The 23,507-nt window shown below is 41.4% G+C and carries 26 protein-coding genes and 2 pseudogenes; 21 read left to right on the top strand and 7 right to left on the bottom strand.

Translation table 11 applies throughout. The annotated features are described in order from the left end of the window. The first annotated feature begins 240 nt into the window (after positions 1-240). The 8 genes from FFM61_RS08970 to FFM61_RS05745 all read left to right on the top strand — a co-directional run bounded on the left by FFM61_RS08970 (position 241) and on the right by FFM61_RS05745 (position 11,452). Positions 241-405 (top strand): hypothetical protein, encoded by a 165-nt coding sequence (locus FFM61_RS08970; RefSeq protein WP_168388698.1) that lies wholly within the window; start codon positions 241-243, stop codon positions 403-405. Then, positions 395-2,629 (top strand): toprim domain-containing protein, encoded by a 2,235-nt coding sequence (locus tag FFM61_RS05715; protein ID WP_074426907.1) that lies wholly within the window; start codon positions 395-397, stop codon positions 2,627-2,629. Before FFM61_RS08970 ends, FFM61_RS05715 begins: the two co-directional genes overlap by 11 nt. Beyond that, positions 2,626-3,225: a hypothetical protein gene (locus tag FFM61_RS05720; RefSeq protein WP_074426908.1), complete on the top strand. Its 600-nt coding sequence runs from the start codon at positions 2,626-2,628 to the stop codon at positions 3,223-3,225. Before FFM61_RS05715 ends, FFM61_RS05720 begins: the two co-directional genes overlap by 4 nt. After that, the gene (locus FFM61_RS05725; RefSeq protein WP_074426909.1) at positions 3,222-5,108 is read left to right on the top strand and encodes an AAA family ATPase; all 1,887 of its coding nucleotides are present in this window, start codon (positions 3,222-3,224) and stop codon (positions 5,106-5,108) included. The genes FFM61_RS05720 and FFM61_RS05725 overlap by 4 nt, the downstream gene beginning before the upstream one ends. Next, the gene (locus FFM61_RS05730) at positions 5,105-8,194 is read left to right on the top strand and encodes a type IV secretory system conjugative DNA transfer family protein (RefSeq protein ID WP_074426910.1); all 3,090 of its coding nucleotides are present in this window, start codon (positions 5,105-5,107) and stop codon (positions 8,192-8,194) included. Before FFM61_RS05725 ends, FFM61_RS05730 begins: the two co-directional genes overlap by 4 nt. 18 nt (positions 8,195-8,212) lie before the next feature. After that, positions 8,213-10,360, top strand: coding sequence for a pLS20_p028 family conjugation system transmembrane protein (locus FFM61_RS05735; RefSeq protein ID WP_074426911.1), 2,148 nt, complete (start codon positions 8,213-8,215; stop codon positions 10,358-10,360). A gap of 23 nt (positions 10,361-10,383) precedes the next feature. Continuing rightward, entirely contained in the window at positions 10,384-10,689 is a 306-nt protein-coding gene (locus FFM61_RS05740) for a hypothetical protein (RefSeq protein ID WP_074426912.1), read from the top strand. After that, a protein-coding gene (locus FFM61_RS05745) for an IS5 family transposase (RefSeq protein WP_371258037.1) occupies positions 10,665-11,452 on the top strand; the annotation gives its coding sequence in 2 pieces (ribosomal slippage) (positions 10,665-10,932 and positions 10,932-11,452; 789 coding nt in all). Before FFM61_RS05740 ends, FFM61_RS05745 begins: the two co-directional genes overlap by 25 nt. On the opposite strand, the gene FFM61_RS05750 is transcribed toward FFM61_RS05745, so the two are convergent. The 5 genes and pseudogenes from FFM61_RS05750 to FFM61_RS05770 all read right to left on the bottom strand — a co-directional run bounded on the left by FFM61_RS05750 (position 11,439) and on the right by FFM61_RS05770 (position 14,708). Beyond that, positions 11,439-11,798, bottom strand: coding sequence for a hypothetical protein (locus tag FFM61_RS05750; RefSeq protein WP_074426915.1), 360 nt, complete (start codon positions 11,796-11,798; stop codon positions 11,439-11,441). The genes FFM61_RS05745 and FFM61_RS05750 overlap by 14 nt on opposite strands. 115 nt (positions 11,799-11,913) lie before the next feature. Beyond that, positions 11,914-12,972 carry a baeRF6 domain-containing protein gene (locus FFM61_RS05755; protein ID WP_074426916.1) on the bottom strand — a complete coding sequence of 353 codons (1,059 nt, stop codon included), beginning with the start codon at positions 12,970-12,972 and terminating at the stop codon, positions 11,914-11,916. A gap of 96 nt (positions 12,973-13,068) precedes the next feature. Next, a pseudogene (locus tag FFM61_RS05760) lies at positions 13,069-13,387 on the bottom strand (MazG nucleotide pyrophosphohydrolase domain-containing protein). Positions 13,388-13,560: 173 nt separating this feature from the next. Then, positions 13,561-14,451: an IS3 family transposase gene (locus tag FFM61_RS05765; protein ID WP_306452592.1), complete on the bottom strand. Its 891-nt coding sequence runs from the start codon at positions 14,449-14,451 to the stop codon at positions 13,561-13,563. Positions 14,452-14,456: 5 nt separating this feature from the next. Continuing rightward, the gene (locus FFM61_RS05770; RefSeq protein ID WP_074426918.1) at positions 14,457-14,708 is read right to left on the bottom strand and encodes an IS3 family transposase; all 252 of its coding nucleotides are present in this window, start codon (positions 14,706-14,708) and stop codon (positions 14,457-14,459) included. An 82-nt stretch (positions 14,709-14,790) separates the two neighbouring features. Between FFM61_RS05770 and FFM61_RS05775 the strand changes: the two are divergent. Next, a pseudogene (locus tag FFM61_RS05775) lies at positions 14,791-14,943 on the top strand (transposase); the annotation flags it as partial. A 70-nt stretch (positions 14,944-15,013) separates the two neighbouring features. Beyond that, entirely contained in the window at positions 15,014-15,232 is a 219-nt protein-coding gene (locus tag FFM61_RS05780; protein ID WP_074426919.1) for a hypothetical protein, read from the top strand. Between the two features lie 232 nt (positions 15,233-15,464). On the opposite strand, the gene FFM61_RS05785 is transcribed toward FFM61_RS05780, so the two are convergent. Both FFM61_RS05785 and FFM61_RS05790 read right to left on the bottom strand, forming a co-directional pair. Beyond that, positions 15,465-15,644, bottom strand: a complete 180-nt coding sequence (locus FFM61_RS05785) for a hypothetical protein (protein WP_074426920.1) — start codon at positions 15,642-15,644, stop codon at positions 15,465-15,467. A gap of 10 nt (positions 15,645-15,654) precedes the next feature. Continuing rightward, positions 15,655-16,455, bottom strand: coding sequence for a ParA family protein (locus tag FFM61_RS05790; protein WP_074426921.1), 801 nt, complete (start codon positions 16,453-16,455; stop codon positions 15,655-15,657). Positions 16,456-16,752: 297 nt separating this feature from the next. Here FFM61_RS05790 and FFM61_RS05795 point away from each other — a divergent pair, with 297 nt between their 5' ends. The 11 genes from FFM61_RS05795 (at position 16,753) to FFM61_RS05840 (ending at position 23,490) form a co-directional block, all read left to right on the top strand. Beyond that, on the top strand, positions 16,753-17,091 hold the full coding sequence (locus FFM61_RS05795; RefSeq protein ID WP_074426922.1) for a hypothetical protein: 339 nt from the start codon (positions 16,753-16,755) through the stop codon (positions 17,089-17,091). Next, positions 17,092-17,736: a hypothetical protein gene (locus FFM61_RS05800; protein ID WP_074426923.1), complete on the top strand. Its 645-nt coding sequence runs from the start codon at positions 17,092-17,094 to the stop codon at positions 17,734-17,736. It begins immediately after the preceding gene. Positions 17,737-17,765: 29 nt separating this feature from the next. Beyond that, complete coding sequence (locus tag FFM61_RS05805; RefSeq protein ID WP_074426924.1) at positions 17,766-19,718, top strand: putative type IV secretion/conjugal transfer ATPase; 1,953 nt, start codon at positions 17,766-17,768, stop codon at positions 19,716-19,718. After that, positions 19,719-19,937, top strand: coding sequence for a hypothetical protein (locus FFM61_RS05810; RefSeq protein WP_074426925.1), 219 nt, complete (start codon positions 19,719-19,721; stop codon positions 19,935-19,937). A gap of 3 nt (positions 19,938-19,940) precedes the next feature. Continuing rightward, positions 19,941-20,669 (top strand): phage tail tip lysozyme, encoded by a 729-nt coding sequence (locus FFM61_RS09105; RefSeq protein ID WP_240005979.1) that lies wholly within the window; start codon positions 19,941-19,943, stop codon positions 20,667-20,669. A gap of 75 nt (positions 20,670-20,744) precedes the next feature. Further along, positions 20,745-21,170 (top strand): M23 family metallopeptidase, encoded by a 426-nt coding sequence (locus tag FFM61_RS09110; RefSeq protein WP_240005980.1) that lies wholly within the window; start codon positions 20,745-20,747, stop codon positions 21,168-21,170. A gap of 9 nt (positions 21,171-21,179) precedes the next feature. Continuing rightward, on the top strand, positions 21,180-21,587 hold the full coding sequence (locus FFM61_RS05820) for a thioredoxin family protein (protein WP_074426926.1): 408 nt from the start codon (positions 21,180-21,182) through the stop codon (positions 21,585-21,587). A gap of 3 nt (positions 21,588-21,590) precedes the next feature. Then, positions 21,591-22,178 (top strand): hypothetical protein, encoded by a 588-nt coding sequence (locus FFM61_RS05825; protein WP_074426927.1) that lies wholly within the window; start codon positions 21,591-21,593, stop codon positions 22,176-22,178. Positions 22,179-22,184: 6 nt separating this feature from the next. Continuing rightward, entirely contained in the window at positions 22,185-22,544 is a 360-nt protein-coding gene (locus FFM61_RS05830) for a hypothetical protein (RefSeq protein ID WP_137604615.1), read from the top strand. A gap of 5 nt (positions 22,545-22,549) precedes the next feature. Beyond that, positions 22,550-22,849: a hypothetical protein gene (locus FFM61_RS05835; protein WP_074426929.1), complete on the top strand. Its 300-nt coding sequence runs from the start codon at positions 22,550-22,552 to the stop codon at positions 22,847-22,849. Between the two features lie 269 nt (positions 22,850-23,118). Continuing rightward, positions 23,119-23,490 (top strand): hypothetical protein, encoded by a 372-nt coding sequence (locus tag FFM61_RS05840; protein WP_074426930.1) that lies wholly within the window; start codon positions 23,119-23,121, stop codon positions 23,488-23,490. Positions 23,491-23,507: the final 17 nt, after the last annotated feature.

Consider the following 23,507-nt stretch of genomic DNA (forward strand, 5'->3'; position numbering starts at 1 on the left):
GCCTGCTTGGCCCCCCGCTTGCGGGGCCTGGGGTTATTAATAAATCTTCTTTGTATAACTGTTAAAAATTTCTTTGGGACACTTTTACATAGGCCTCACAAAATTCGTTACGATAACCCTAGAATCAATAAATTAAAACAATTTTTAAGGGAGATCACACATGGTATCAAAGAAATTAGCCGCAAGAAACAAACCGAATTAGCTAACGCCGAGGCCAAAGTTAAGGTCTTAAAAAGCGAAGTGGCCGAATTAAAGCAACAAGTCCAACTAGAATTAGTTAAAAAGTTACAGGATAATCTACACACTGATGATTTAGGAACGATTGAGCAGTTTATTGCCCAAGCTACACCAACTGACACCACAACGTCGACAACAGCAGATGGAGGTGAATTAGATGGCCATTAATCGTGCCGCCATGAAGGCGTTACCCATTCAAGGGTATTTAGATTATAAAGGGATTGATTATACGACCGAACACAATCGTGTGCGGCTGGTTGATCACGATAGTTGTGTTATTAATACTGATAAAAACGTCTTTTTTTGGAACTCAAAGCAATTATCTGGTGATTTAGGAGATTTTATTGCCGCGTATGAGGAAGTAACCCCTAAAGAAGCATGGGTCCGTTGGTCAGAGTATGGGCGCCATTACAATGGGCAAGATGCAGCCGATAAAACGAAGTATGAAACACACGCAACAACAGACAATTATCAATTTAATTGGCAAAGGTGGCGTACCGCACAAACGACAAATAATTCAGAAAATTATTTGGTAAATGAACGAGGTTTTGATGCCACGTTTGTGCAACGTCTGGAAAACGCTGATTTTATTAAACAAGGTAAACCAAGACAGGACCGCCAGACAAAAGAATGGCAGAAACCGGCGATTTTATTTCCATGGCACGATGAAAATGACCAAGTCGTCGGTTTAGATCAACAAGGGATTGAAATTAACTTTGAAAAATATGGGAAACGGGGAACACAAAAGAAGGTCGCCGCTGGATCTGATACCCGTTATGGATATAATTTTCGCACCGGGAATGGAGCTGATCAGTTGATTGTTTTTGAATCACCGATTGATGCACTCTCATATGCACAGATGCATTTTACGGAACCCCAAAATAAAAATACAACTTTTTTATCACTATCGGGGACGGATCACCAAAAGGTGCTGTCTCAACTAGATCGCATGAAGCAATTAAATGGGCATTTACCCAAGCAACTCGTTTTAGCAATGGATAATGATTTAGCCGGGTTTAAAGCAGTAGCACCCTTTGATATGTTGCAATTTGAAGGTATGACAAATATTAGGCAAATCCCAACACAAGGTAAAGATTGGAACGATCAATTAAAGGCACATGACCTCGCTATTAAAACACTCACAATGGCTGAAAACCAACAACAATTAGCCGCACTAGAAACGTTTACACAACAAGCTAAGTCGGCTGCTAAAGCACCGGCAACTGATGACAAGCAAGTTGCACAACCACAACGCAAGACGCGTGAACAGCGGCGTGATGACCGTAAGGACAAGAGTCGTGAACGGAATGAAGAAATTATTAAAGATGCGTTGACGCGTGTGCAAAATTATCAGAATGATCCCAAAGAAGTGCAAAACTATTTGGATTTTGTGGCCCAGGGCCAAAACTATTCACCCCGAAATACACTACTAATTTATGGGCAACGGCAAGATGCCACGATTGTGATGGGTTATAAACAATTTGCTGAACGGGGCATTCAAGTGAATAAGGGCGAAAAGGGAATGAAGATTTATGGCGCCCCTAAAAATTTGCAAAGTATTGTGACTCCCGAAGGTGATCGTGTGTACTGGCGTGATGCCACTGCTGAACAACGCCAACAAGCCAAAGCCGGTGATTTAGAAACGCGCACGGTCAAGCACTATCCAATTGAAACGGTGTTTGATGTCAAACAAACCAATGCGAAATTGGATGACTTACCGAAGTTGTTACCCAACCGGCCGGTTAATTTAGCCACTGATCAATCATTGGAACACCTGGAAACCGTTTATCAGACACTTAAAAAGTATGCGCAAGATGAACAACATGCCCGGGTGGTTGACCAAGACCAAGGGGCGATTAAATTCTTAGCGGATCATAAGCCGATGACGAGTCACGGAGTAGCCAAGGGGGCGACAGTGATTAATCGGCAAAAACCGGATGAACCAACAATTATTTTACGCCCAGATTTACCCGTGACGGATCGGATTGCTACGTTAGCGCATGAAATGGGGCATACGGCGTTACATCAACAAAGTGATGACAAGATCCCTAACGGGGTGCAAGAGTTGCAAGCTGAAATGACCAGTTATGTGGTCTTAAAAAATGTCGGCGTGGAACCTGGTGATATTAGTGAAAAATATATGAGTGATTGGACTAATCACTTAAAGGAATTTTCTGACCTAAAAGAGAAATCACCTAATCTAATAACCGATGTGACCAGAGCGAGTACGTCAATCACAAATTATTTATCAGATCGCCTCACAAATGGCCAACAAATAACGTATGCCCGGCGGGCGGTGCCTAACATCCAGCCAACCGCTGTACAAATGGCCACAAACCAGGTTACCCAAGATCAAGCCAATGAAACGAAAACACGAGGACAAGCAAGATGACCACAATACAAGGTAAGTTAGTCCAAATTGCCCAAGGCAACGGACTGTATATGTTAAGCGTTGATACTGAACAAGCAGCGGACGGATTACTAGAATTACCCGTCACGGCTGAACATTATCATGTGTTATTTCCAGCTGGTGATCCAGTTTTAAATGAAATCTATGAATTTATGATGCAACCTGCTGATCAACAAATGACATTAGTTAATGTTTTCCCTGTTGATGCAGAAGTCATTCCAGCAGATTTAGTCCCGACTTTAACAGCAACCCAAAACATGGAATTACAAGGAGAGCATTTTATGGATACACAGAAAGCTAGTGCAGCGTTAGAAAAACGCTTAGATGCTATTCGACAAGATGACTCATTGATGCAAGATATTCAAACCGAACTGGATCAAGAAGCGCAACAACGCTTAGCTAATATTAAAGCCCGTCAACAAGGACAAGGGATTGAACAACTATTTACGGCTGAAGAATTAGCGCAGCTGCAACAAAAGCAACAACAACAACCAACCAAAACCGTTTCACTGTCAGAACAAACCCGCGTTGCAGGTCAAGATGATGATTTACTCTTGGGAGGAGATGATGACGCATGACAACCAATTATTTAGACGTCTTTACCACGAATTTAAACCAAGTAATTGCGGTAGATCCAACTGAATACGGTGCCTTTGGCCGTGATGTTGAACTGGGTCGTTTGGTCCGAATTTTAAATCAACATAAGAAAAATAGTGCTGCGGTATTAGGTGAAGCGGGTGTTGGTAAAACGGCGCTAGTCGAAGAATTGGTTAAACGGATTTTAACCAATGATGCGAGTTTACATGGCACATTAGTTAATCGCGAGGTGCATTCATTAGAGTTAGCCAGTTTAATGTCAAATACTACGGGCAATAATTTTGCGGCTAATTTGCATCATTTGGTGGCGGAAGTCAAAGCCAATCAGCAGATCTTGTTATTTATTGACGAGATGCATGAACTCATTGGGACAGGTGCAGAAGGTAGTTCCGGCATGGATGCAGCCAATATTTTAAAGCCTGCCATCGGTCGTGGTGAGATCCAAGTCATTGGGGCAACCACTAATCATGAATTTAAACAATATATTGAAGCGGATAATGCCATGGAACGGCGTTTTGACAAAGTCATGCTGGACAAATTTACGCCAGCACAAACCCGGACCACTTTACAACGCATTATTGCGGCTAATCCAGATTATTTGACGGTACCGGATGAGGTGATTGAGACGATCATTCAGTTTTCTGATCGCTACATTACCACGTATTTCTTTCCGGAAAAGGCCATTACCTTACTAGATAATGCTTTAGTTGAGGCGAAAATGAATGACCGTTCGGTCTTAACAACTCAAGATGTAGCCAGTATCATCAATGAACGTTGTCGGGTGCCAATGTCTGTTTTAACTGAACAAGATAATGACCGATTATTCCAGTTATATGAACGGATGCAAGGGCAAGTGATGGGGCAAAATGCCGCTTTAAAGAAAATTGTCACGAGTATTCGCGTGCGTGCGGCTGGATTAGGTGATATGAGTAAGCCCTTATCATTTCTGCTGGCCGGTACACCCGGTGTGGGAAAAACGGAAACGGCTAAAGCCTTAGCCGTGCATTATTTTGGAGACGAACGGCAATTAATTCGCTTTGATATGTCGGAATTTAAATTTGCCAAGCAATCAATGGCGCGGTTTGCTGAACGAGCCGCTGAAGCGGTTAAATTTAATCCCTATTCAGTTTTGTTACTGGATGAGATTGAAAAAGCGGACCCGATGGTGTTGGACTTATTGCTACAAATTCTTGATGATGGGCGCTTAACTAACGAACGCAGCCAAACAATTAACTTTAAAGATTTAATTGTTGTGATGACCACAAATATTGGACATCAGTTAATTATCGAACGAGCTGCCAAAAGTGACAGTTATCGTCATGATCCACAACACCAAGTGACCTTCAGTAAAAACTTTGAAAATGCCTTGTTGGGAGCCGATTTAAGACAAGAATTTATCAGTCGTATTGGGGCGACCATTATTTTTGAACCATTAGAAGTGCCGGACGTGAAGCGAATTATTGACTTAAAATTAACCAAACTTAATCGTCAAGCGCAACGACAAGGCTATCAATTGGTTTATCGGCCACAAGATGTCAGTCAATTAATTCCAAGTTTTGCCAGCGGACAAGAATTTGTCAATGAACGAGTGGTTGAAACACACCCATTGATTGATTTCTTAGTGGATAAAGGTTATCGCAAAAGCTTAGGTGTTCGGCCATTAGATGATGCCATCATGGAATTTGTCGAATCACAAATGGCAACGGCTATCTTACATGAACGACGAACCGGCCAAGTGAACGGGCATTCCTTTGTGTTTCGTTCCTGGGGTAATCCACCGGATGCGACGCATCCACGTGGTAGTTGGCAAGCCGTGGTTACACAAGCAGAATTACCCATTAAACAAGAGGAGGTTGGTGCATGAGTAGAGAATGGTTTGGGAATCGTTATGAGCAAGCCCGGTCATATGAAAAGCAGAGCCAAATTCGTTTGCGCGGGCAATTCTGGTTTCAACTCGTAATCTTTATTGGTTATTGTGCCGTTGGAATCGTGGTGGCATTACTCGTTGGGACGTTAGCCGGGGCGCTATGGTATATCATTCGATCAGGTCTCGGTAATATGGCCTTAAACCTATTCAATGTTTATTTTAAACCCGCTTTCAGTTGGAATTATTTACAGCAATATGTGATGTTTTCCTTGTCAGGTGGGGTTTTACATGAACAGTCTTACATCATTTGGGCGATTATGTTGGTCATGTTTGCCATTTTCTGTCGGTTAGGGGTTAAAAATTGGTATGACTGGGTGCAAAAATTTGGTGATCGCACAACCAATCAAAACCGTTGGGCCACATTAAATGAAATTGAACGCACTTACGTGTTAATTCCTGATCGTAATAAGTTTTATAAGGGACCAGCAGGTCAACCAATTAGTCATATTTCGGGATATGCGTTTGCATTTTTCAAATTGCATCCGTTCCTTTGGCTAAAACAAGTGGTCAAAGCCCCACTGGGCTTAAATCGGGAAAGCTTTCCCAAATGGTACCAGCAAGTGCGCCCGCAATTAATGAGACTACCACTGTTAAGCAAGTATTTTGATACCCAACTGACAGTTGCAGGTGGTTTTCAAGGGTTCTACTGGATTGATCCCAAACCGACTCATGCGATTACCACCGGGGCAACCCGTTCTGGTAAGGACCAACGACGAGGCTATATTTTTATTGATATTATGCGGCGAGCCGAAATCCAACCAAATATTATTGATACCGATGCGAAAAACGAAGATGCCAAGATGTCATTTATCCCGCTCCAAAAAGCTGGTTATGAAGTGCAATTACTCAACATTGCTGATACAGATTGGTCCGAGTCATGGAACCCGTTCCAAGTTGCTTTAAATTACGCCATGGCTGGTGAATTAGACAAAGCGCGTGATGAAGCGATGGTGATTGTGCAAATCATTGGGTCATCGAGTTCGTCTGAAGGTGGAAATGATATTTGGGATAAGACAGCGGAAGACACGCAATTAGCGATTATTCTGATTCTCTTATGGTTAGCGATGGCTCAAGACGATCAAACATTGGCTACGCCAGCCGGCGTGCCACAATTTATTAATTCAGTTAATCAATTTAATGATCCCAAAGATAAAAATTTGGACGGTTTAACGCAATACTTTAATATGCTACGCAAACTAGATCCGGTGCCACCGATTATTAATGAAGCTATCCTAAAGGCCGGGTCTTACTTAGGCGCAACGGGTGATACCAAATCGTCCGTCATGTTTACCTTACAAAGTCGATCAAGTTTGTTTGCGTCAGAAACGGTGGCGCGTTTAACGTCACGTTCAACCATCCAAATTTCAGATTATGGTTTTCCCCGCATGTTAAAGGTTAATGTGCCAACAGATTATGTTGGGGCAACCGCCATGGTGGAACTTTACAAACAACAAGATGATCAAGCGCAAAGTCATTACCTAGAACAAGATGCCGTGAAGGTTAGTCGAGCGGGGGGTATTCAATATCCGTTCCAGCATGTCTTTCCGGATGACTGGTTAATCAAGATTCATTTTGCGGATAAAGGTAATCCCAAGCATCTACAAAAATCATGGTTGCAAATTAGTGGTGAAAAGCGAATTAAACGCCAGTTGAATCACCAAATTAAGGTGGATCCACAGAGTCAACGCCCGATTAAACAGGTGGTGAGTTATCCGTTGCAACAACATTTAATCAATGATGAGATACCAGCTACCTTTAGATTACGGTATTCAGAAAAACCTAAAGCCGTGTTTATCGTCACGCCACAAAGTAATGATAACTATGCTGCAATTGCGTCCTTGTTCCTAGGACAAGTTTTCTCCGTGAATACACAAATTGCCTCGGAAATCACAAGAAGAAAAATGGACCGACAGATTATCTACAAGTTAAATGAGTTTTCTATGTTCCCCCGGATTCCGGGGTTTGATAATTTCTTAACCCGTGGTCTAACCTACGGTCATATCGTTGATATGTATGTGCAAGATGACGTCCAAGTCGCTAAACATTATTTAGAGTCAGAAGCTAAAGAAATCATGAACAATATGTTGACGCAATTCCACATTCAAGCCAAGGACCGGGATACCAACCAAGCCGTTTCGGATCGTCTAGGTGAGATTGAGGTGCAAAAGGAAATTGTTAACTCGCAGATGGGCGAACAGCAACAAGATAAAGGAAATCGTCAGGTTTCCATTGATAAGGTGCCGTTGTTATCAGCCAAAGAATTAGAGGAGTTGAACGATGGGGAAATGGTGATTATGCGAACGGCTAAGCGTAACGATAAAAAGTGGCGCCGTATCCGACCACTACCAATTTTTGATACCGGGAAAACGTTGATGCCCAATGCACGTGATCTCATTGGTCAGACTTATCGTTTGGATTACTACACCACTGACTTGCGGATTAAGAACAACACGAAGCATTTAAGTTATCAAGATATTTTCCAAGATTACAGTGGTTATTATCAACAACTAGCTGTACATGTTAATCCAGAAAAGATTACAACGGACACTGATCAGGTAACAGAACAAAACCAAACTTTAGCTAATGTACATGATGACGAGATTGGTAATACCAGTGAAACTAATAAGATAGATGAAAACCAGGACACGACTGACAGACATGAAGATCAAACACCAGTTACTAGTGAATCCGATGACGAAGAAGTCGATGATTTTACTATCTGGCAACGTGAATTTGCACAACATGCTAATGAGCGTCTTATTTCAGTTGTAGACACGGTAAACAAACATTTGTTGCAACAAGTGGAAGATGCCATTGCTGATGCTTTGGATATACCAGCAATAATGGCAGATTCAGCAAAATCAGTTGTGCAAGCGGACGCCGTGGATCATCAATTTTTTAAACTACATCCAGACTTAAACAAACAAGTAGCAATACGCAATTTCCTGGCTGATGATGACCGTTGCTTTAATTTGTTAATGACTATTGCAGAATTACGCGATGCACAAGAAATAGAAAATTAAGAAAGCGAGGAAAAATACATGATAGGATTGGTACCACTGCCAGCAAATGGGCCCACCAATGCGTTTTATGAATCATGGGCTGATTATTTACAACCGAAATCCCGGATGTTCTTGTCGGTCTTACAAATGATGTGCCAAGGAATTGCCGATTTATGTTATGACTTGGCCAATGCGGTTTTAACAGCGTGGAATGCTGCTTGGAAACTAGCCCAGTTTAGTACAATTTTTACTAAATCCGATGGGACGGGTCAAGATATATCAGGGTATAGCTTAACCCAGTATATTGGCACATTTTTCATGATTGGGATTATTATTTTAGCGGTAATGATGGCGATACAATTAATCCAATTTAACTTAACGTCAGGGCGACGGGGTAAAGAATGGCCATCTGGTATCGTCACGGCCATTATTATCATTGCCATGGTGCCGCTACTGATTTCAGGAGGAACTAAGGTTGCGAAAAGTATGAACAATGCCATGTTAGGGGCGAATACCTCGTCGGCACAAAAAGGCGGGCACAGTATTCTAACTGATATTTGGCAAAACAATTCAGTTGATCTCAAAAAGGTGGCGCAAGCGGACTTTAAAGTCAAAGAGGGCAATATCCATGATTATAGTCCGATTAAAAAAACGTCGTCGAATGCGATTGTTAAATCGTCAATTTTTACGGATACAATGGACGAAAAGGATAAGAAAGGTATTAAAAATAGACAAGCACAAAAGGTATTTGATAAAAAGCAAGGGGCGGATAACCGCGAAGATTTAGATAAAGGCGGATGGTTAAAAGGAACCGAGGAAGTTTACCCACGAGTGAAAGTAAATTGGATTGGCATTATTGCTGCCGAAATTGTCTTTGCGATTATCGGATTTTTGGCAATTATCGAACTGATTGTGCGTTTCTTCCGACTGGCTTACTATTCACTAACCCTACTAGCTTTAGCCTTTCGTGATATGGAAGGTAAAAAAGCAATGCAGATACTACATGTGATGGAAGGTAGCATACTTGGTATGGCATTATTGCCATTAAACCTTATTTTGTTCTTTGCTTTCGTCCAATGGGGTATGACGGCCATTAATGACCAAAATCTATCATGGGGACCTTACACAATTATCAGTGTTGCCCTCCTATTAGCTGCTGGTAAAGGGCTACTCTCTGGTTTTGCTTTGATTGATGATTGGACTGGTATGCCAACCGGACACGGGAATACTGCCAGTGGTTTGATTGGTGCAGCAGCCACAGGTGCAACCGTGGGTCGAGCCACTAAGGGCGTCACGGGTGCAGCAGCACATATGGTTGGTGGTGCAACGCGTGGTGCAGCAAAAGGTGGTAAAAAAGCAGTGGGTAGCGCCCAGTCGATGAAAGCCAAGATTGCCCAAGCAGGTAAGAATAATCAAGCGACGCAACAAGCAGTACAAGCAGGTACCAATGCAAAATCTGGTAGCGCTGGTAAAGGCCTAGGCCATCAAAAAAATAACGCAGCCACACGTTCAGAAAACAGCGCAACTGGCTTGCCCGTTAATGCAGCTGCTAATCAATCACAAGCAACTGGCGGTGATCATGAAACCATGACTAAAGGTGAGGATAACGGCCAACAAGCGTCTGGGACAGATTCTCGAAAGGCTGGTAAAACGGATGGTCCTAATGGTTTGCGGACACCCGCCCAAGCGCATAATCCTGGCACACAACCAAGTAACTCATTAAGTAGTAGCAGTAACAGTCAATCAGCAACCACGAGTCAGTCAAGTCAAACGACTGGACAAACAACTAGTACAACTAATGGTACGAGTGCAGGTACAAGTACTAACAATCAGCCGGGACTTAAGGTACCTAATAATGCGATGAACAGTGGCAGTCAACCAGCATCAACAAACACACCTCAATCAGTAATGCCAGGGCGATCAGTGAGTGTAGGACCACAACCAATGACAGGACCAACACGACCAACTAATCAACCGATGGCTAGTCAACCGGCATCTAATCAACATGCCAATAATGCAGGTCAGGCAGTACAAAATAGCACGGGTCGCCAAACGAGTGGTCAACCAACTAGACAGACGTCAGCTACCCAGCAATCATCAAATGCTGTGTATAATAGACTTGAAAAGGAAGTACAAAATGATTTGCGTCAGGCTTATCCGAAAAAAGATAATCCGCAACGATCATAGTCAGGGCATGATGGAGGCTGAAAATGAGTAACAAAATTAAATGGCTTATTGGTATTCTTGCGACACTCGTAGTTGTGACGGGTGGTGTGTCATATGGTATCTATAAACATAATCAACCCTTATCAGACGAAGCGTTTAGCAAACTGGAAATTAATGAACAATTTGAAAAAGCGCCGGCAGGTCATTATATACATTTACGGAAGAATGATCCCAATTTATACCGAACAACTTGGTCACCTCAACATGTTAAACATTATTTACTTAGAAGCTGTCCAAAATCTATGATTTTTGATATCCTAGCAATATTACTCGGCAACAATTTGAATTAACTCGGCAACAATTTGAATTAATTCGACCAGCTTTAGAAAATTTTCGTAAGCGAACTAAGCCTCGAAAATATGACCTCTACGAGGTCTTCTGTGCGGTCCTATATGTCTTGAAAACCGGTTGCCAATGGCGTCAAGTCCCCGGTGATTTCCCAGAATGGCGGTCAGTTTACAACTATTACAAAATTTGGTCAACTAAAGCTGAGCCTACGGCTGATTCTTTATTGGAACAAGTTTTAAAAAAATTGTCATTGCTCGGCGAACTTACCAAGGACGTTCAGCTTTAACTTCCTTTATTACCGTTGACGCTCAGAGCGTCAAAAACACCGCTACTGCTGAAAACAAAGGTTACGACGCTGGTAAGAAAATCTCGGGGATTAAGCGCCATCTGGCAGTTGATATCAATGGCTTTCCGCAGGCCATTCACATGACGCGAGCGAACGTCTCTGATCGAGACGGGGCCAGTGCAATGATCGCTTTACATGCCATGCATTTACGCCAGGTTCAAAATGTCTTAGTTGATGGTGGTTATTCAGGCGTTAATTTTCAGTTCGATGTAGCCAGTAATTTAAACGCAACCGTGCAGGTTGCGAAGCGCAATGAGTTGCATCGATTCGAAGTCATGCCCCAACGTTGGGTAGTCGAACGATCTTTTAGTTGGCTAGAGAATTGTCGGCGACTTTGGAAAAATTGTGAGCGTCAATTAACCACCAGTCTGCAAATGGTCGTTTTAGCGTTTTTAGCACTATTACTTAAGAGATTTTAGACAGCTTCTTAGAAATTGCTTTTAGTTTAAAACTTTCGTTGATAAAGAAATTGCAAATTGAATCTGGTTTTGTTGAGACACGTTTACCAGTCTGGCATTTGATCCCAGCAAGTAAATAGAACTTCTGGTGATGTCTGACTACTTCGCCAACATAGACGATTCGAGTTTGCTTTGCCTCGCGTTTTGTTAATGCTTTATCTGCGATATTGATTAGCTTGGTTTGAGTTTGGGGTGCTAATTGTTGGTTAGACTGATTGTCGGAATTTGTTTTACTTGCGAGTACAGTTAGGGTAACTGCGATGATTAACAGTGCAATTGCCCAGATTGAAAATATCAGCTTTTTCATTATCGACTCTCCAAAAAATAATAGACCCTTAGTTTATTATTTTTTGGTGGTTTTCGCAAGTCATCAAAAAGCTCACAGAACAGCCCCGTTTAGGCGTGCTCTGTGAGCTTTTTGATTAATAAGTTGTTGCTTCCAATAAGGCTGGTGATTGTGGTTCTTCTTGTTTAAGAACAACCACCTGACTGTTAATCTTTAAGGCACGAGAGATAATTCGGTTGATGTCATTGTATAGGTGGTCATCGACGCTATTGGATAGGTTACCAACGTTAACAATCAGCTTGTTTAGTTGGTTTGTATCAATTGCTTGGTCAATTTCAGCTGTGTCAGTTAATACCCGCTTGTTATTAATGGCAGCAACATCGTCAGTGATTGTTTCAACCTCTTGTTCACTGATTTCGTTGCTAGTGGTCTTTTCAATTTGGGCATTTGTTAAGTCCGTTGGGGATTTGCTAATTTGAATTTCAGATAGAGACAGCTTTTCTGAAATTCGTTTGAATAATGCCAGATTTTTAGGTAATCCCATTAAGACGATTGGAACAGTTAAGTCAATAGTTCCAACCAGATACTTATTGATTTCGCGGTAGTAACGCTCTAAATCAATCTGTTTTTCCTTGCTTGTTTCATTGTGGCCATGGAAAGTTGTTGAACCACCTTGACCAATAAAGTTAAGTCCACCACCACGTCTTTCTGATCCTAATGTTTCCACTAGGTCGGTTGGGGCGTCTGCATCTAATTTCACGGGTGCAACTGTTTTATCAACAATTTTGAATAGTCTGAATGATGTTCCCTCTAACGCTAACAAGTAATACATCTTGTTTGGTTGCTCACGTAAAATAGATAGTAAGTCGGGAGATTTGCTAATTGTTAACTTTACTTCGTCAACAGTTGTCCGTGGTAAAACGAACAACTCTAAAGTATTACCTTGAATGAATAACGTTATCCCTTGGTATGGTAGGTTCTGATCAATCAAGTTGTCTACCTGACGTTCAAGCTCTTTATAGTTTAATTCAGGGTGTTCCATAGAATATTTTTTAATTTCTGTAAGCGCACTCTTTAAGTGCAGACGCTCATCTTGTTGGTATTTTAATTTATTTAAATTAATGCTCAAGGTGAGTACATCTTCATTCGGAGTCAGTGCCTTCGGCAAGTTTTTCAGTGTAATCAGTTTTGTCATTTATGTCACGCTCCCTTCGTTTGTATAACTTTATTATAACAAAAAAGTGAGTAGGGAGGGTCAAATGAGTCTGATGCCTACCGTAGCAACTTTCCATTAAGCACCTTGATTTGATTCGAAACGTTTATTTAGCTTCCGCTCGCTAGGATGTGGGGTCAATGTCGTATTGACTACAAATTATCAGTACTTGGTCAATGACGTCTGCAAGTTCTTCGTTTAAGTTATCAAACTTTTCATAGGTTGATAGCTTGCGCTCACCTGGATGATCGCGACCGAATTCAATTGAACGGATTGTTCTTGACAGTTCACCAACCTCTTCGGTCAAATAATTTAGCCTAACTGGAGGAGTGTACTTATATCAATCTCGTTGTTTGTAAAAGTCTACTAACCAATTTTCATGATCTTTTAAATTCATCCACAATTCCTCCGTGATATTATTATCGTAGTGCTTTTAATTATATGATTGTGGATTGAAGTCAATATTTGAGACAGATTTTAAGAGACATTCAGAACCGCGTTTACCTTCCACAGCTCAAATAAATCATTAATCGCGATTAATAACTTATTTGAACCCTGGAAAGCATTAAATCAGGCGGCCATTTGGCTCGTAAGTGTTGCAATTTCAACTTGTAAGGGGGGCTGGTAGCCCAGTGAACTATGAATTCTCTTCCTATTGTAGAAAGCATGCACATATACAAAAAGGACGGCAGCGGCAGTTTCATAATCTTCAAAGACCGGCACTGGATAAACACATTCCTTTTTGAGGGAAGCGTGAAAGGATTCCATTGGCGCATTATCATACGGACAACCCTTACGGCTGTATGAGTGGCGGATATGTAGTTCAGTTAAACGTTGATTGTAATCATCGCTGGTATACTGTGCTCCTAAATCCGTATGGATAATCAGGTCCCCAGTAATGGTTCGATTTTTAACCGCGCTTTCAAGGGTCTTTAAGACTAAATCAGTATCCATCTTTTTTGAGAACGAATAGCCGATAATCCGTCGTGAGTGCAGGTCCATGATGGTTGATAAGTAACACCAGCCATTACGCTTCGTTTGAATATAGGTCATATCAGCGGTCCATTTTTGATTTAAACCAGTGGTCGAGAAATCCTGCTTAAGCAAGTTGGGATGCTGTTCAACCTTGGTTTTGGAAGCCGAAGCCGCTTTCCACTTATTGACGGTAACGGAGTGGATATCCAGTTCCTTCATGAGCCGGGAAATCCGTCGTGGACTGCACCGAAGCTGCAGTGGTTGAAGTTCCAGATTCAATTCATGGTGGATCTTCATAACACCGTATCGCTGCTTAAATTCCGTAAAGATCCGCAGAATCCGTTGTTTCAAGTCCGCATCTTCGGCCCGGCGTTTTGAAGGTTTGGGGGATCGATAACGATAATACTGAGCTCTGGAAACACCGAGGATTCGGCACATATTGGTTACCTGGCGGTGATGGCTTTCTTGGTGAATGTAATCAAAGATATTGGTTACTTCTGCGCAAGGAAGCCCAGGGCTTTTTTTAGGATTTCGTTCTCCTCAGACAGCGAAGCCAGTCGCTTTTCCATCGCTTTGATTTCGTCTGGCGATTTACCGGATTGAGTGTTGGCCTGGCCCTGGATCCACTTATGAACTGTTGAATAGCCAATGCCATATTCTCTGGCCAGTTGGGCAGCTGATTCGCATTGCTTATATAGGTCGATAATGTTTTGTTTGAATTCTTTGTCGTAACGAGTTGGCATGTAAAAATTCCTTCCTTTTGAGAGACGATTTATTCATTATACCCTCTCTTAAAAGTTGTCTCAGGAATCAGCTTACATCCAATTCGAAGTCATGCCCCAACATTGGGTAGTCGAACGATCTTTTAGTTGGCTAGAGAATTGTCGGCGACTTTGGAAAAATTGTGAGCGTCAATTAACCACCAGTCTGCAAATGGTCGTTTTAGCGTTTTTAGCACTATTACTTAAGAGATTTTAGGCAGCTTCTTAGAGAATATGGCGTTGGTGTTAAAAATAGAGCGGATGGTACAAATAATGAAAAATCTAAAATGGGAACTGATCATTTATTTAACAACAATCGATTAGTGGATAAACAATGTGGATATGATGAAATAGGTCTTATCTATACTACAATTACAAGTAACAGTAAATTTAATTCAGATGCAGCGTATGATAGTGATTTAGCTTATAACTGGTATTTTAGTAGTCCTGAACAAGCACAAAAGGATCCCGATGTTAAAGAAAATGTCAATGATTTGATTCGTTAATGATACAATATACTTAAACGTATACGCTAAGTATAATTAGAAGTATACGCAATGTTATATGATTACGTATACTTGGCCATATGAAAAAGGCGTCCAACATGAATTTCGTGTTGAACGCCTTTTATTATGCACTTAATTAATCTTTTGATTGTTGATCTAAGATGGCTTGAAAAATTTCAACGGCAAAACTTGATAAACCAGCATAACCATTTTGTTTCGCAAGAGTTGTTAATTACTGTTTCATTGTTGGTGTCATCGTGATTGACACGGATTGCTTACGTTCACTCGTGGGTTTGGTGTTGATATTAAGACCGGCGACTAAATCAGCAGCAGTGTGTTGGCGAACGGGGTTTTGAGCAAAGGCCGCTTTCATCTGTTGGTCACTAGTGGGTTGTTTTGAATTAAATGACATAAATATACTCCTAACTGTGTTGATTATCTTGCAAAGTTTGCGTCATGCGTGTGAATTGGGTTATTAGCTGCTCTTTAAAGCCGGGGTACTTTCTTAAGATACTAGCGGGCATCTCAACGACGGCTTGTTTTTGAGCCGTTGATTTGCGCATGATTTCACGGGCATCAATTTGCGCAATGACATTTGGCATCGTTGCTAATGCTTCACGAAACTGGCGACTTTCAATGGTATTATGTTGGATTTTGTTACCAACATAATAAACTTGGGCATCAATATCACTGACGCCCGTCCGGGGATCAATACTGTCTTGTCGATATTCGGCCATGCGAAGTTCAAATTGCGTTTTGAGTTGTTTAAACCCATACTCACGAGGTTCCAATGGCACGATAACGGCATCACTGACCGCAATCATGTTCTTCGTGAGTAGACCAAATTCTGGGTGTGTATCAATCAAGATATAGTCGTAAGACTGGATAGTATCGACGTGTAGACGCATCCACTGCATCAATAAGTATTCACGATACATTTTTGTTTGAATTAAGCCTTCAACGCGATCCAAATTTGGCGAAGCCGGTAACAAATCAATATTTTGGGTAACTGGTCGGATAACGGGTTCACCACCAATAAACACATCTAATAACGTATTTTTGTTGGTAATTAAATCATATGTGGCACTTAAATTCGCTTGAAAGTCACCATCGATTAATAGGACGTGATAATTATTTTGTGCTAACCAGGCGGCGTAATTAAAGACAAGGGTGGTTTTACCGACACCACCTTTTGATCCAGTAAATGTCATAATTTGCATCATTATTTCCTCGCTTGTTTATTTGTCAAAATGAAAGTTTGGTTAGTTAATCAAAGAAATAATATAATGCTGTAAACAGTATAACACCAGGCTTTTGTTAAGCGTATACGATACGTATATCTTTAAACATACTCATGCGTATACGCAATATGATAATTAATCGTATACGCACAAAAATATTTAACAACTATAATCCAAAAAAGTTGTATGAAATGGTTCACTTTTCCCTAAGACTTATAAAATTCGTTACGATAACGGTAGTTAATCAAAGAAATAAAATTTCAAGAAAGGTGACAGATTATGCAAGGTTATAACTATCGTGAGTTTTCACCAGGTAACAACATCTGGCAGAAACAACCACGACTTTTATTTTTAAATTTTGAACGACTAGCAGTATTAGGGGGATTTTTCATGTTTACCTATATCATGCTATCCAAAGCATTTTCGTATCAATTGACGTTTTCAAAAGGCCTTTTTCTGGTGGTCATGGTGATCACAGCGATTTATGCCATTTTACCAGCACCCAGCAATCCGAATAGTTTGGTGATTGATGAAGTCTTTGTACGCGGTCCTAAAACGGTCAGTTCACAAAGTCTGCACGGCTCAATGAAATGCATGCCGTTGGAAAAGGAGGATTAAATGGGGTTTAAACAACAAAAAAAGCACCAATTATCATTGAAACAAGTTGCTGAATTAAGGCGACCAAAAGTTGACCTGTTGGATTTATTACCGTTTAAACGTTTCGAAGGAGAGGATAATTTATTAGTATTAGCCGGTAATGATAAACAAGATGCGGGTTACATGGATATGTTGACGATTTATGGTAAAGACTTAGATTTCGTCTATGGTGTCGGTTCCGAAGGAGCCTCAAATATTATTCGTGACTACCATTTGTTACTCAATACGTTTACCAGTGATTTTGATATTATCATCACGCGAATGGCCGCTGAAACTACCATCCAACAACGGGCTTGGTTGGCTAATCGGCAAGCAATTGATGCAGAAATGGCCCAAACCACAGATGCACGACGTTATCGGCAATTACAACTCTGCCATCAATTAGTCACGGATCAAATTGCCAGTTTACGCCACGTGGCCGAAAACGTGAAGTACCAAAGCTATACGGCTTTTATTTATGGTGAATCAGCAGCAGAAACCCGGACTGCCAGAGAAATCTTTATCAGTTCCGGTGGTCGTGCCATCACAGCCCAACCGATGTCATTAAAGCAAAAACAAACGATGTTGCAGATCTTACAGGATCCGACGCAACAATTAAATCAATAAACAAGCAATAAATTAAAGGAGGCACAAGCATGAAAAAAAGTGTAGCCGCAAAACTACGCAACCAAGGCTATGATTTAGATTTAATCTGGCAGGTTCAAAATCCAAGCCCCACCATTTATCATTCTGATTATATTCATTTTGGGAATGGAGTCGGCACGATTGTCACCATTTATGATTATCCCAAAGAAACCCAACAACAAATGTGGTTTCACAATCTGCTAGACACGGATAACACGATTACGATTCTCAAAGTGGGAACTGAATCACGGGCCAAGGTGGAAAAAGCCCTACAAGATGCAGCGAATGCCAATAACGCGATTTTAGGGGATAAGTGGCAAAACGATCAACGCAAGTTGTTGGCTGGCAATGAGTACCAACAAAACATGGCCGATTTGAATGATGCCTTAAATGGGCAAGAAATCTATAAACGCTTGTACGTACGCGTATTATTTACGGAACGAACGATTGAAAAACTGCGTATGAAACTAGATGATTTTCGGCAACGCTTAAGTAATTATAAGTCGATGGTCTATGCTGGCGAAATGGCCAATCATATGCGCCAATTCTTTATTCCAGCGATGAAAGTACAAGATATTGCGCTTAAAGATAAAGGCTTCCCCATGAAATCTTATTCATTGGCCGGCACTTATGCCTTTAACCAAACATTTTTGGCCGATCCACGGGGTGCCAATTTAGCGACAACATTTCAAGGAGGCGAGGTCACCTTTGACCCAAGTCTTTCGGATGGTAAACATCGGACAACGGCGTATAACTTGATTGTGGGTGATGCCGGTTCAGGTAAATCAACCTGGATGCACCAACAGTTGGATCCGTTATTTGCCCGTGGTGACACGATTTGGTTGTTTGACCGGACCCGGCGCTACGTGCCGCATGTGCAACAATTAGGTGGCTTGATTTTAACGATGGACGGTTCACAAAACCGAGTAAATATCTTGCATGTTTTCGGGACGGTGCTTGATGAACATGGCCAAATTGATGTCATTAAGTCCTTTAAACAACACCTAGAAAAGGTTAAAACGTATTATGCCACCTTATATCCAAAGGCAGAAGAAGGGGAACTTCTTTTATTCAAAGATGAATTACAACGTTTTTATATTGAAGATCAAGAGATGTGGTCGTATTCAGCTGAAGATCACCCCGAAGAATTACGGGCGATTGGCTTAGATGCCAACGCCTATCCAAATTTGGAAATGTTTATTAGTTATCTACAAGCCCGTTTATTAAATGCCCGCGACTTTTCTGGGAAGAACTGGGAACGTTTAGATAACATCGTCAAGGTGTTAAATAGTCTACTAAATGACCATGGTCCAAGTGTCAATGGGCATACGAATGTCCCAGACTTATCAAATGAGCAACTCATTATGTTTGATACGTCAGGTATGGCTCAATGGAGTGATAAGGCCTATGCCGCCCAATATTTTAGTATCTTGTCATTGATGAATGCGTATGTCGTCATGAATGGTAACCAACAGTTAGCCAGCGAACAACGTGGTGAATTTACCAAGAAAACCGTCGCTGATGGGACCGCAGCGCCCAAATACTTCTGGTGGATCCAGGATGAGGCCGATGATGTCATTAACTATAATAACCCGTTAGGCGTTTCGTTTGCCGATAAGATGATGCAACAACAGCGTAAGAATTACTTTGGGTTATTTATGATTTTCCCCGGTTTAAAGAACGTATTACCGACTGGACAACAACAAGATTCAGAAGAAACCCGTGCGATGACCGACTTTTTCAATCGTTTCCAAAATCATCATATTGGCCGGCTACCAGAAGATGACAAAAATCGTTATGCCAGCGTGACGAGTCGTTCAGATGCCACGCCGGATCAATTAGATACGTTACCGATGTTACAAGTGGGACAATTCTTATTAATTCTGCGGAGTTACCAATCAATTTTTATTACAGCTTATCGGCCAACCGATGCCCAATTACGGATGTATGGTGGAGGTATCTAAATGAGTCAAAAAGAACATAATAAAAGCCGTTTAAATCGTTATAAACCCAGTACCATTCGGGCGGATGCACAACGGGATTATGAACATTATAAAGCAACAAGTGAATGGCCCAAAAAGGACCCGGCAGTGGTGAAACGCACGTTACGTTTAGTCTTAATCACTGTCGTGATTTTCTTAATGCTTGCCATCGTGTTGCTATTACAAGTGATAGGATGTTAGGCCATGAAAAAAACCATTAAAGTCTGGTTTTGGGTTAAAATCTTGGTGCCGATACTGCTTGTGTTAATTGGTTTATTATTCTTCTTTCTGGTGGTGATTAATCTGTTAGCCGGTGGCAGTAGTGATGATAGTCAAGTTTGCTACCCCAGTAATAACGACACTTCTGCTGGTGCCGGCATTGGTGGTGATTGGAAAGATAGTCATTCCAAAACTCACAAAGCGATGCAAGCAGCAGCTGATAAATTTAAAAATGAGTTACATATGAGTGGTGACAACATTGCGGCAGCGTTAGCGATTGGGTTACGGGAAAGTCAATTTAATCCCAAGGCTGAAAATCCGAGCGGACAAGTGAAAGGGATTTGGCAATGGGGTGCTGGTGGTGTGAATGGTAATCGATATAAAGACACGCAAGACAATGTTGATAGCCAAGTTAATTTAGCAATTAAAGAATTAAAGTCCAGTCATGCAGCCACCTTAACGCATATGCATAATGCCGACTTAACGCATTCGTTAGAAGCATGGGACGTGCATTTTGAAGGTGTCGCTGCCTCGGACCCACAACGTAAGTCAATACAAACCTTAGCGACAGCGCAAAATGTTAAGCAGGTGTTTAAGTTAGACTTTTCTGGTAGTTTAACCAACCTCACCGGCGGTGATGCCAACACAGCCCAAGGTGGTGCGACATTGAACCCCAATAATTGTCCACCCGCAACCGGAACGAGTTCTGGGTGACCCATTAAAGGCCAGTACAACATTACCGGGGGTTATCCGAACTACCAAGGTGCCGGTGGTAGTCCGCATTATGGCGTGGACTTTCAAACGGTGGGCGCCAAAGAAAATGGTGATGCCAGCAATGTTTATGCTGTTGCTGATGGTAAAGTCTATGCCAAAGCCTCTGATGCAACTGGTGGTAACAATGTCATTATCAAAAATAACGATGGTAGTTATACCTATTATGGGCATGCCCCTTCACAAGAATCAATCGTTGTAAATAAAGGGGATACCGTCCATAAAGGACAACATATCTCACACCAAGGCCAAACCGGTCTAGCGACGGGTGTGCATGTGCACTTTGGGGTTAATAAGAAGAAGCCTGCTTTCGCACCCCAATCAGATGGGCTCGTAAGTGGTGGTGATTATCTATCAAAAGTGCCTCGTAAAGCAGTTCCGGAAAAGGGGCAAACCGTACCTGCCGGACCATTTTCAACTGATCAAGACAAAGATAAAAAGTAGGGATTAAACATGAAAGTTAAACAATATGCAACCACCATCCTCGCTTTGTTAGTGAGTATTGCGATTGCCGTTGGCGGTTACTGGACCTGGCGTAATTATACGTACCATGACACCAAGCAACCCCAACAAATCTTACAGCAACAACAGAAAACACAGGATGACGTCGTGTTAATTTTTCATAAAACGGGTTGTCCGGATTGTCAGCAAGTGGTCCGGCAGGTGAATCAAGCCGTGCAATCAGGCCAAGCCGATCACTACGTGATGGTGGATACCCAAGATTCAAACTTATATCAAAAATATAATGTGATTGAAGTGCCCACTGCCATTCATTTAAAGGCCGGTCAGGAAGTGGCCCGGTATGCAGGCGCCAATAATCCGGATCGTTTAGTTAACGTCATTAAAGCCACGAAGGAGTAAGGCATGGACAAACAAAAAGTTACGAAAGGGCTACTGAAACTAGTGTTAGGGTTAAGCATAATTTTTGCGGGTCTGGCCTTTGTTTACGACCAAAAGCAGTCTCAACAACAACAGGTAACCCAACAGCAAGTCCAACAAGTCAAACACCAACAAAAAAATATTCAGCAGAAACGCCAAACCCAAGAAAAATTAGTTACTGATGCCGTTTATCAAAAGCGGGCGGTGGCGTTTTTGAATCGTGCGTTAGCGCGTGCCACGAAATCAGGTGATATTAGTGCTAAGGATGAAACTTATGGGAACACAGATGCTTATACCGCCATACAAGCCATGGCCGGTATGAATAGTGGCATGAAGCTAACGCAACATAAGTTACAATTTAACAAAATGGCCGATGGTGAAATTGTCGGTGACGGTCAGATTGAGATTGAAGCCTTTGGTATATCGGACGATAAAAAGGCCAAGACGCGCCATGTCAAATCAAAATTTACTGTCTTATTAACCTTAGATCAGTATCAAGGTCAGTTACGCGTTGAAAGCATTAAGTTAGGGGAGGTGAAAGCAAGTGAAAATGCCAAAGATACCGTCTACTAAGACTAAGTGGTTCTATTTGATTACTGGCGGGTTAAGTGTGGTGGCCATCGTGATCAACTTGTACGACTACAAATGACTTATAACTTATTAAGTCAGGATGAGTTGAAAATAGATTTAATCATTGCCAAATATCGATACCGACAATATCAAGGGAATCATCGTTTTACTTGGTTAGGACTCATCTTATTATTGGTGATTGTGCTGGTAATGTGGACAACATCATTAATTAAAATGGCGTTAGTGTTAATGTTGCTAATTGTCTTGATAGTTTTGCTAATTGGTACTTTAATTGCCTGTCAATTATCGCTTAACAGATTACGGGTTAAAATTGACTTGATGACTAGTATTTTAGAAACAAGGGGGTGAGTCATATGAATTGGATACCACACATTATGGCTGCTGGTCAGGGGGATTTAAGTAGTCCAGCAGCGCAGGAATTGGGCCACAAATATTGGCAAACGTCGGCACAAGGACATTATATTGTTGATTATGCCAAATACTTTAGTAATTTAATTGCATTAAGCGAATTTTTGCAGGTCACACAAGTTTACCTACGACTAGAAATGCTTAAAGCTGATCAAAATGGCAGACATCAGTTTACAATTAATGACCATATTATTCGCTTTAATAACAATGAGGGCTATCAATCATTTTTGAAACCTCAATCATAAACGTATACGCAATAACATACGAGTAAGTATACGGTATAACATACGATACGTATACGCAAAATTATTGTTCGTGACAATTAGTTAATGTGCCATACTAATTTTGGTAATTGGATTTCAAGAACAACCGTTCACTTGGTGCTGTGCACTGCCAAGTTGAGCGGTTGTTCTTTTTTTGTATAAAATGGTTCACTTTTACATAGGCCTTTAAAAATTCGTTACGATAGGGTTGCACTAGAGATAGTGACAATAATTTTTTTGGAGGTCAGACAATGACAACATATACAAAACCGTGGTCACGCGGATTTGTGACGACACCGCTTAGTGCTGGAACAGCTTTATTGATCAGCAGTCAAGCCACTTTAGTTCACGCAGCTGCTTTAGAAGAAACGGCTAAAAACACTGGTAGTAAAGTGATTACCTTTTTGATTCTGCTAACCGTTGTTTTAGGCGCAATTGGGGCTGCTTTAGGTATTGCCATGATGGCATCAGGTAATCAAATGCTGCATGCATCTGGTACGAAAAAAATCATGATTGGTTTAGCAAGTATTGTGGGTATCCTATGCTTGAGTCTTGGGGTGACTTGGATCGTCAATACCGTTACCAGTGCTGGTGGTGGCTTTAACTGGACTTGGCCATTTTAAGCGGTCACAGCTAATTT

The sequence above is a fragment of the Weissella hellenica genome, assembly GCF_005405545.1.
In the GTDB taxonomy this organism is placed as follows: Bacteria; Bacillota; Bacilli; order Lactobacillales; family Lactobacillaceae; genus Weissella; species Weissella hellenica.

Coding starts and splice junctions, on each gene's coding strand:
- FFM61_RS05715 (WP_074426907.1), top strand. CDS start 395: ATGGCCATTAATCGTGCCGCCATGAAGGCGTTACCCATTCAAGGGTAT.
- FFM61_RS05720 (WP_074426908.1), top strand. CDS start 2,626: ATGACCACAATACAAGGTAAGTTAGTCCAAATTGCCCAAGGCAACGGA.
- FFM61_RS05725 (WP_074426909.1), top strand. CDS start 3,222: ATGACAACCAATTATTTAGACGTCTTTACCACGAATTTAAACCAAGTA.
- FFM61_RS05730 (WP_074426910.1), top strand. CDS start 5,105: ATGAGTAGAGAATGGTTTGGGAATCGTTATGAGCAAGCCCGGTCATAT.
- FFM61_RS05735 (WP_074426911.1), top strand. CDS start 8,213: ATGATAGGATTGGTACCACTGCCAGCAAATGGGCCCACCAATGCGTTT.
- FFM61_RS05740 (WP_074426912.1), top strand. CDS start 10,384: ATGAGTAACAAAATTAAATGGCTTATTGGTATTCTTGCGACACTCGTA.
- FFM61_RS05750 (WP_074426915.1), bottom strand. CDS start 11,798: ATGAAAAAGCTGATATTTTCAATCTGGGCAATTGCACTGTTAATCATC.
- FFM61_RS05755 (WP_074426916.1), bottom strand. CDS start 12,972: ATGACAAAACTGATTACACTGAAAAACTTGCCGAAGGCACTGACTCCG.
- FFM61_RS05770 (WP_074426918.1), bottom strand. CDS start 14,708: ATGCCAACTCGTTACGACAAAGAATTCAAACAAAACATTATCGACCTA.
- FFM61_RS05780 (WP_074426919.1), top strand. CDS start 15,014: ATGGGAACTGATCATTTATTTAACAACAATCGATTAGTGGATAAACAA.
- FFM61_RS05785 (WP_074426920.1), bottom strand. CDS start 15,644: ATGTCATTTAATTCAAAACAACCCACTAGTGACCAACAGATGAAAGCG.
- FFM61_RS05790 (WP_074426921.1), bottom strand. CDS start 16,455: ATGATGCAAATTATGACATTTACTGGATCAAAAGGTGGTGTCGGTAAA.
- FFM61_RS05795 (WP_074426922.1), top strand. CDS start 16,753: ATGCAAGGTTATAACTATCGTGAGTTTTCACCAGGTAACAACATCTGG.
- FFM61_RS05800 (WP_074426923.1), top strand. CDS start 17,092: ATGGGGTTTAAACAACAAAAAAAGCACCAATTATCATTGAAACAAGTT.
- FFM61_RS05805 (WP_074426924.1), top strand. CDS start 17,766: ATGAAAAAAAGTGTAGCCGCAAAACTACGCAACCAAGGCTATGATTTA.
- FFM61_RS05810 (WP_074426925.1), top strand. CDS start 19,719: ATGAGTCAAAAAGAACATAATAAAAGCCGTTTAAATCGTTATAAACCC.
- FFM61_RS09105 (WP_240005979.1), top strand. CDS start 19,941: ATGAAAAAAACCATTAAAGTCTGGTTTTGGGTTAAAATCTTGGTGCCG.
- FFM61_RS05820 (WP_074426926.1), top strand. CDS start 21,180: ATGAAAGTTAAACAATATGCAACCACCATCCTCGCTTTGTTAGTGAGT.
- FFM61_RS05825 (WP_074426927.1), top strand. CDS start 21,591: ATGGACAAACAAAAAGTTACGAAAGGGCTACTGAAACTAGTGTTAGGG.
- FFM61_RS05835 (WP_074426929.1), top strand. CDS start 22,550: ATGAATTGGATACCACACATTATGGCTGCTGGTCAGGGGGATTTAAGT.
- FFM61_RS05840 (WP_074426930.1), top strand. CDS start 23,119: ATGACAACATATACAAAACCGTGGTCACGCGGATTTGTGACGACACCG.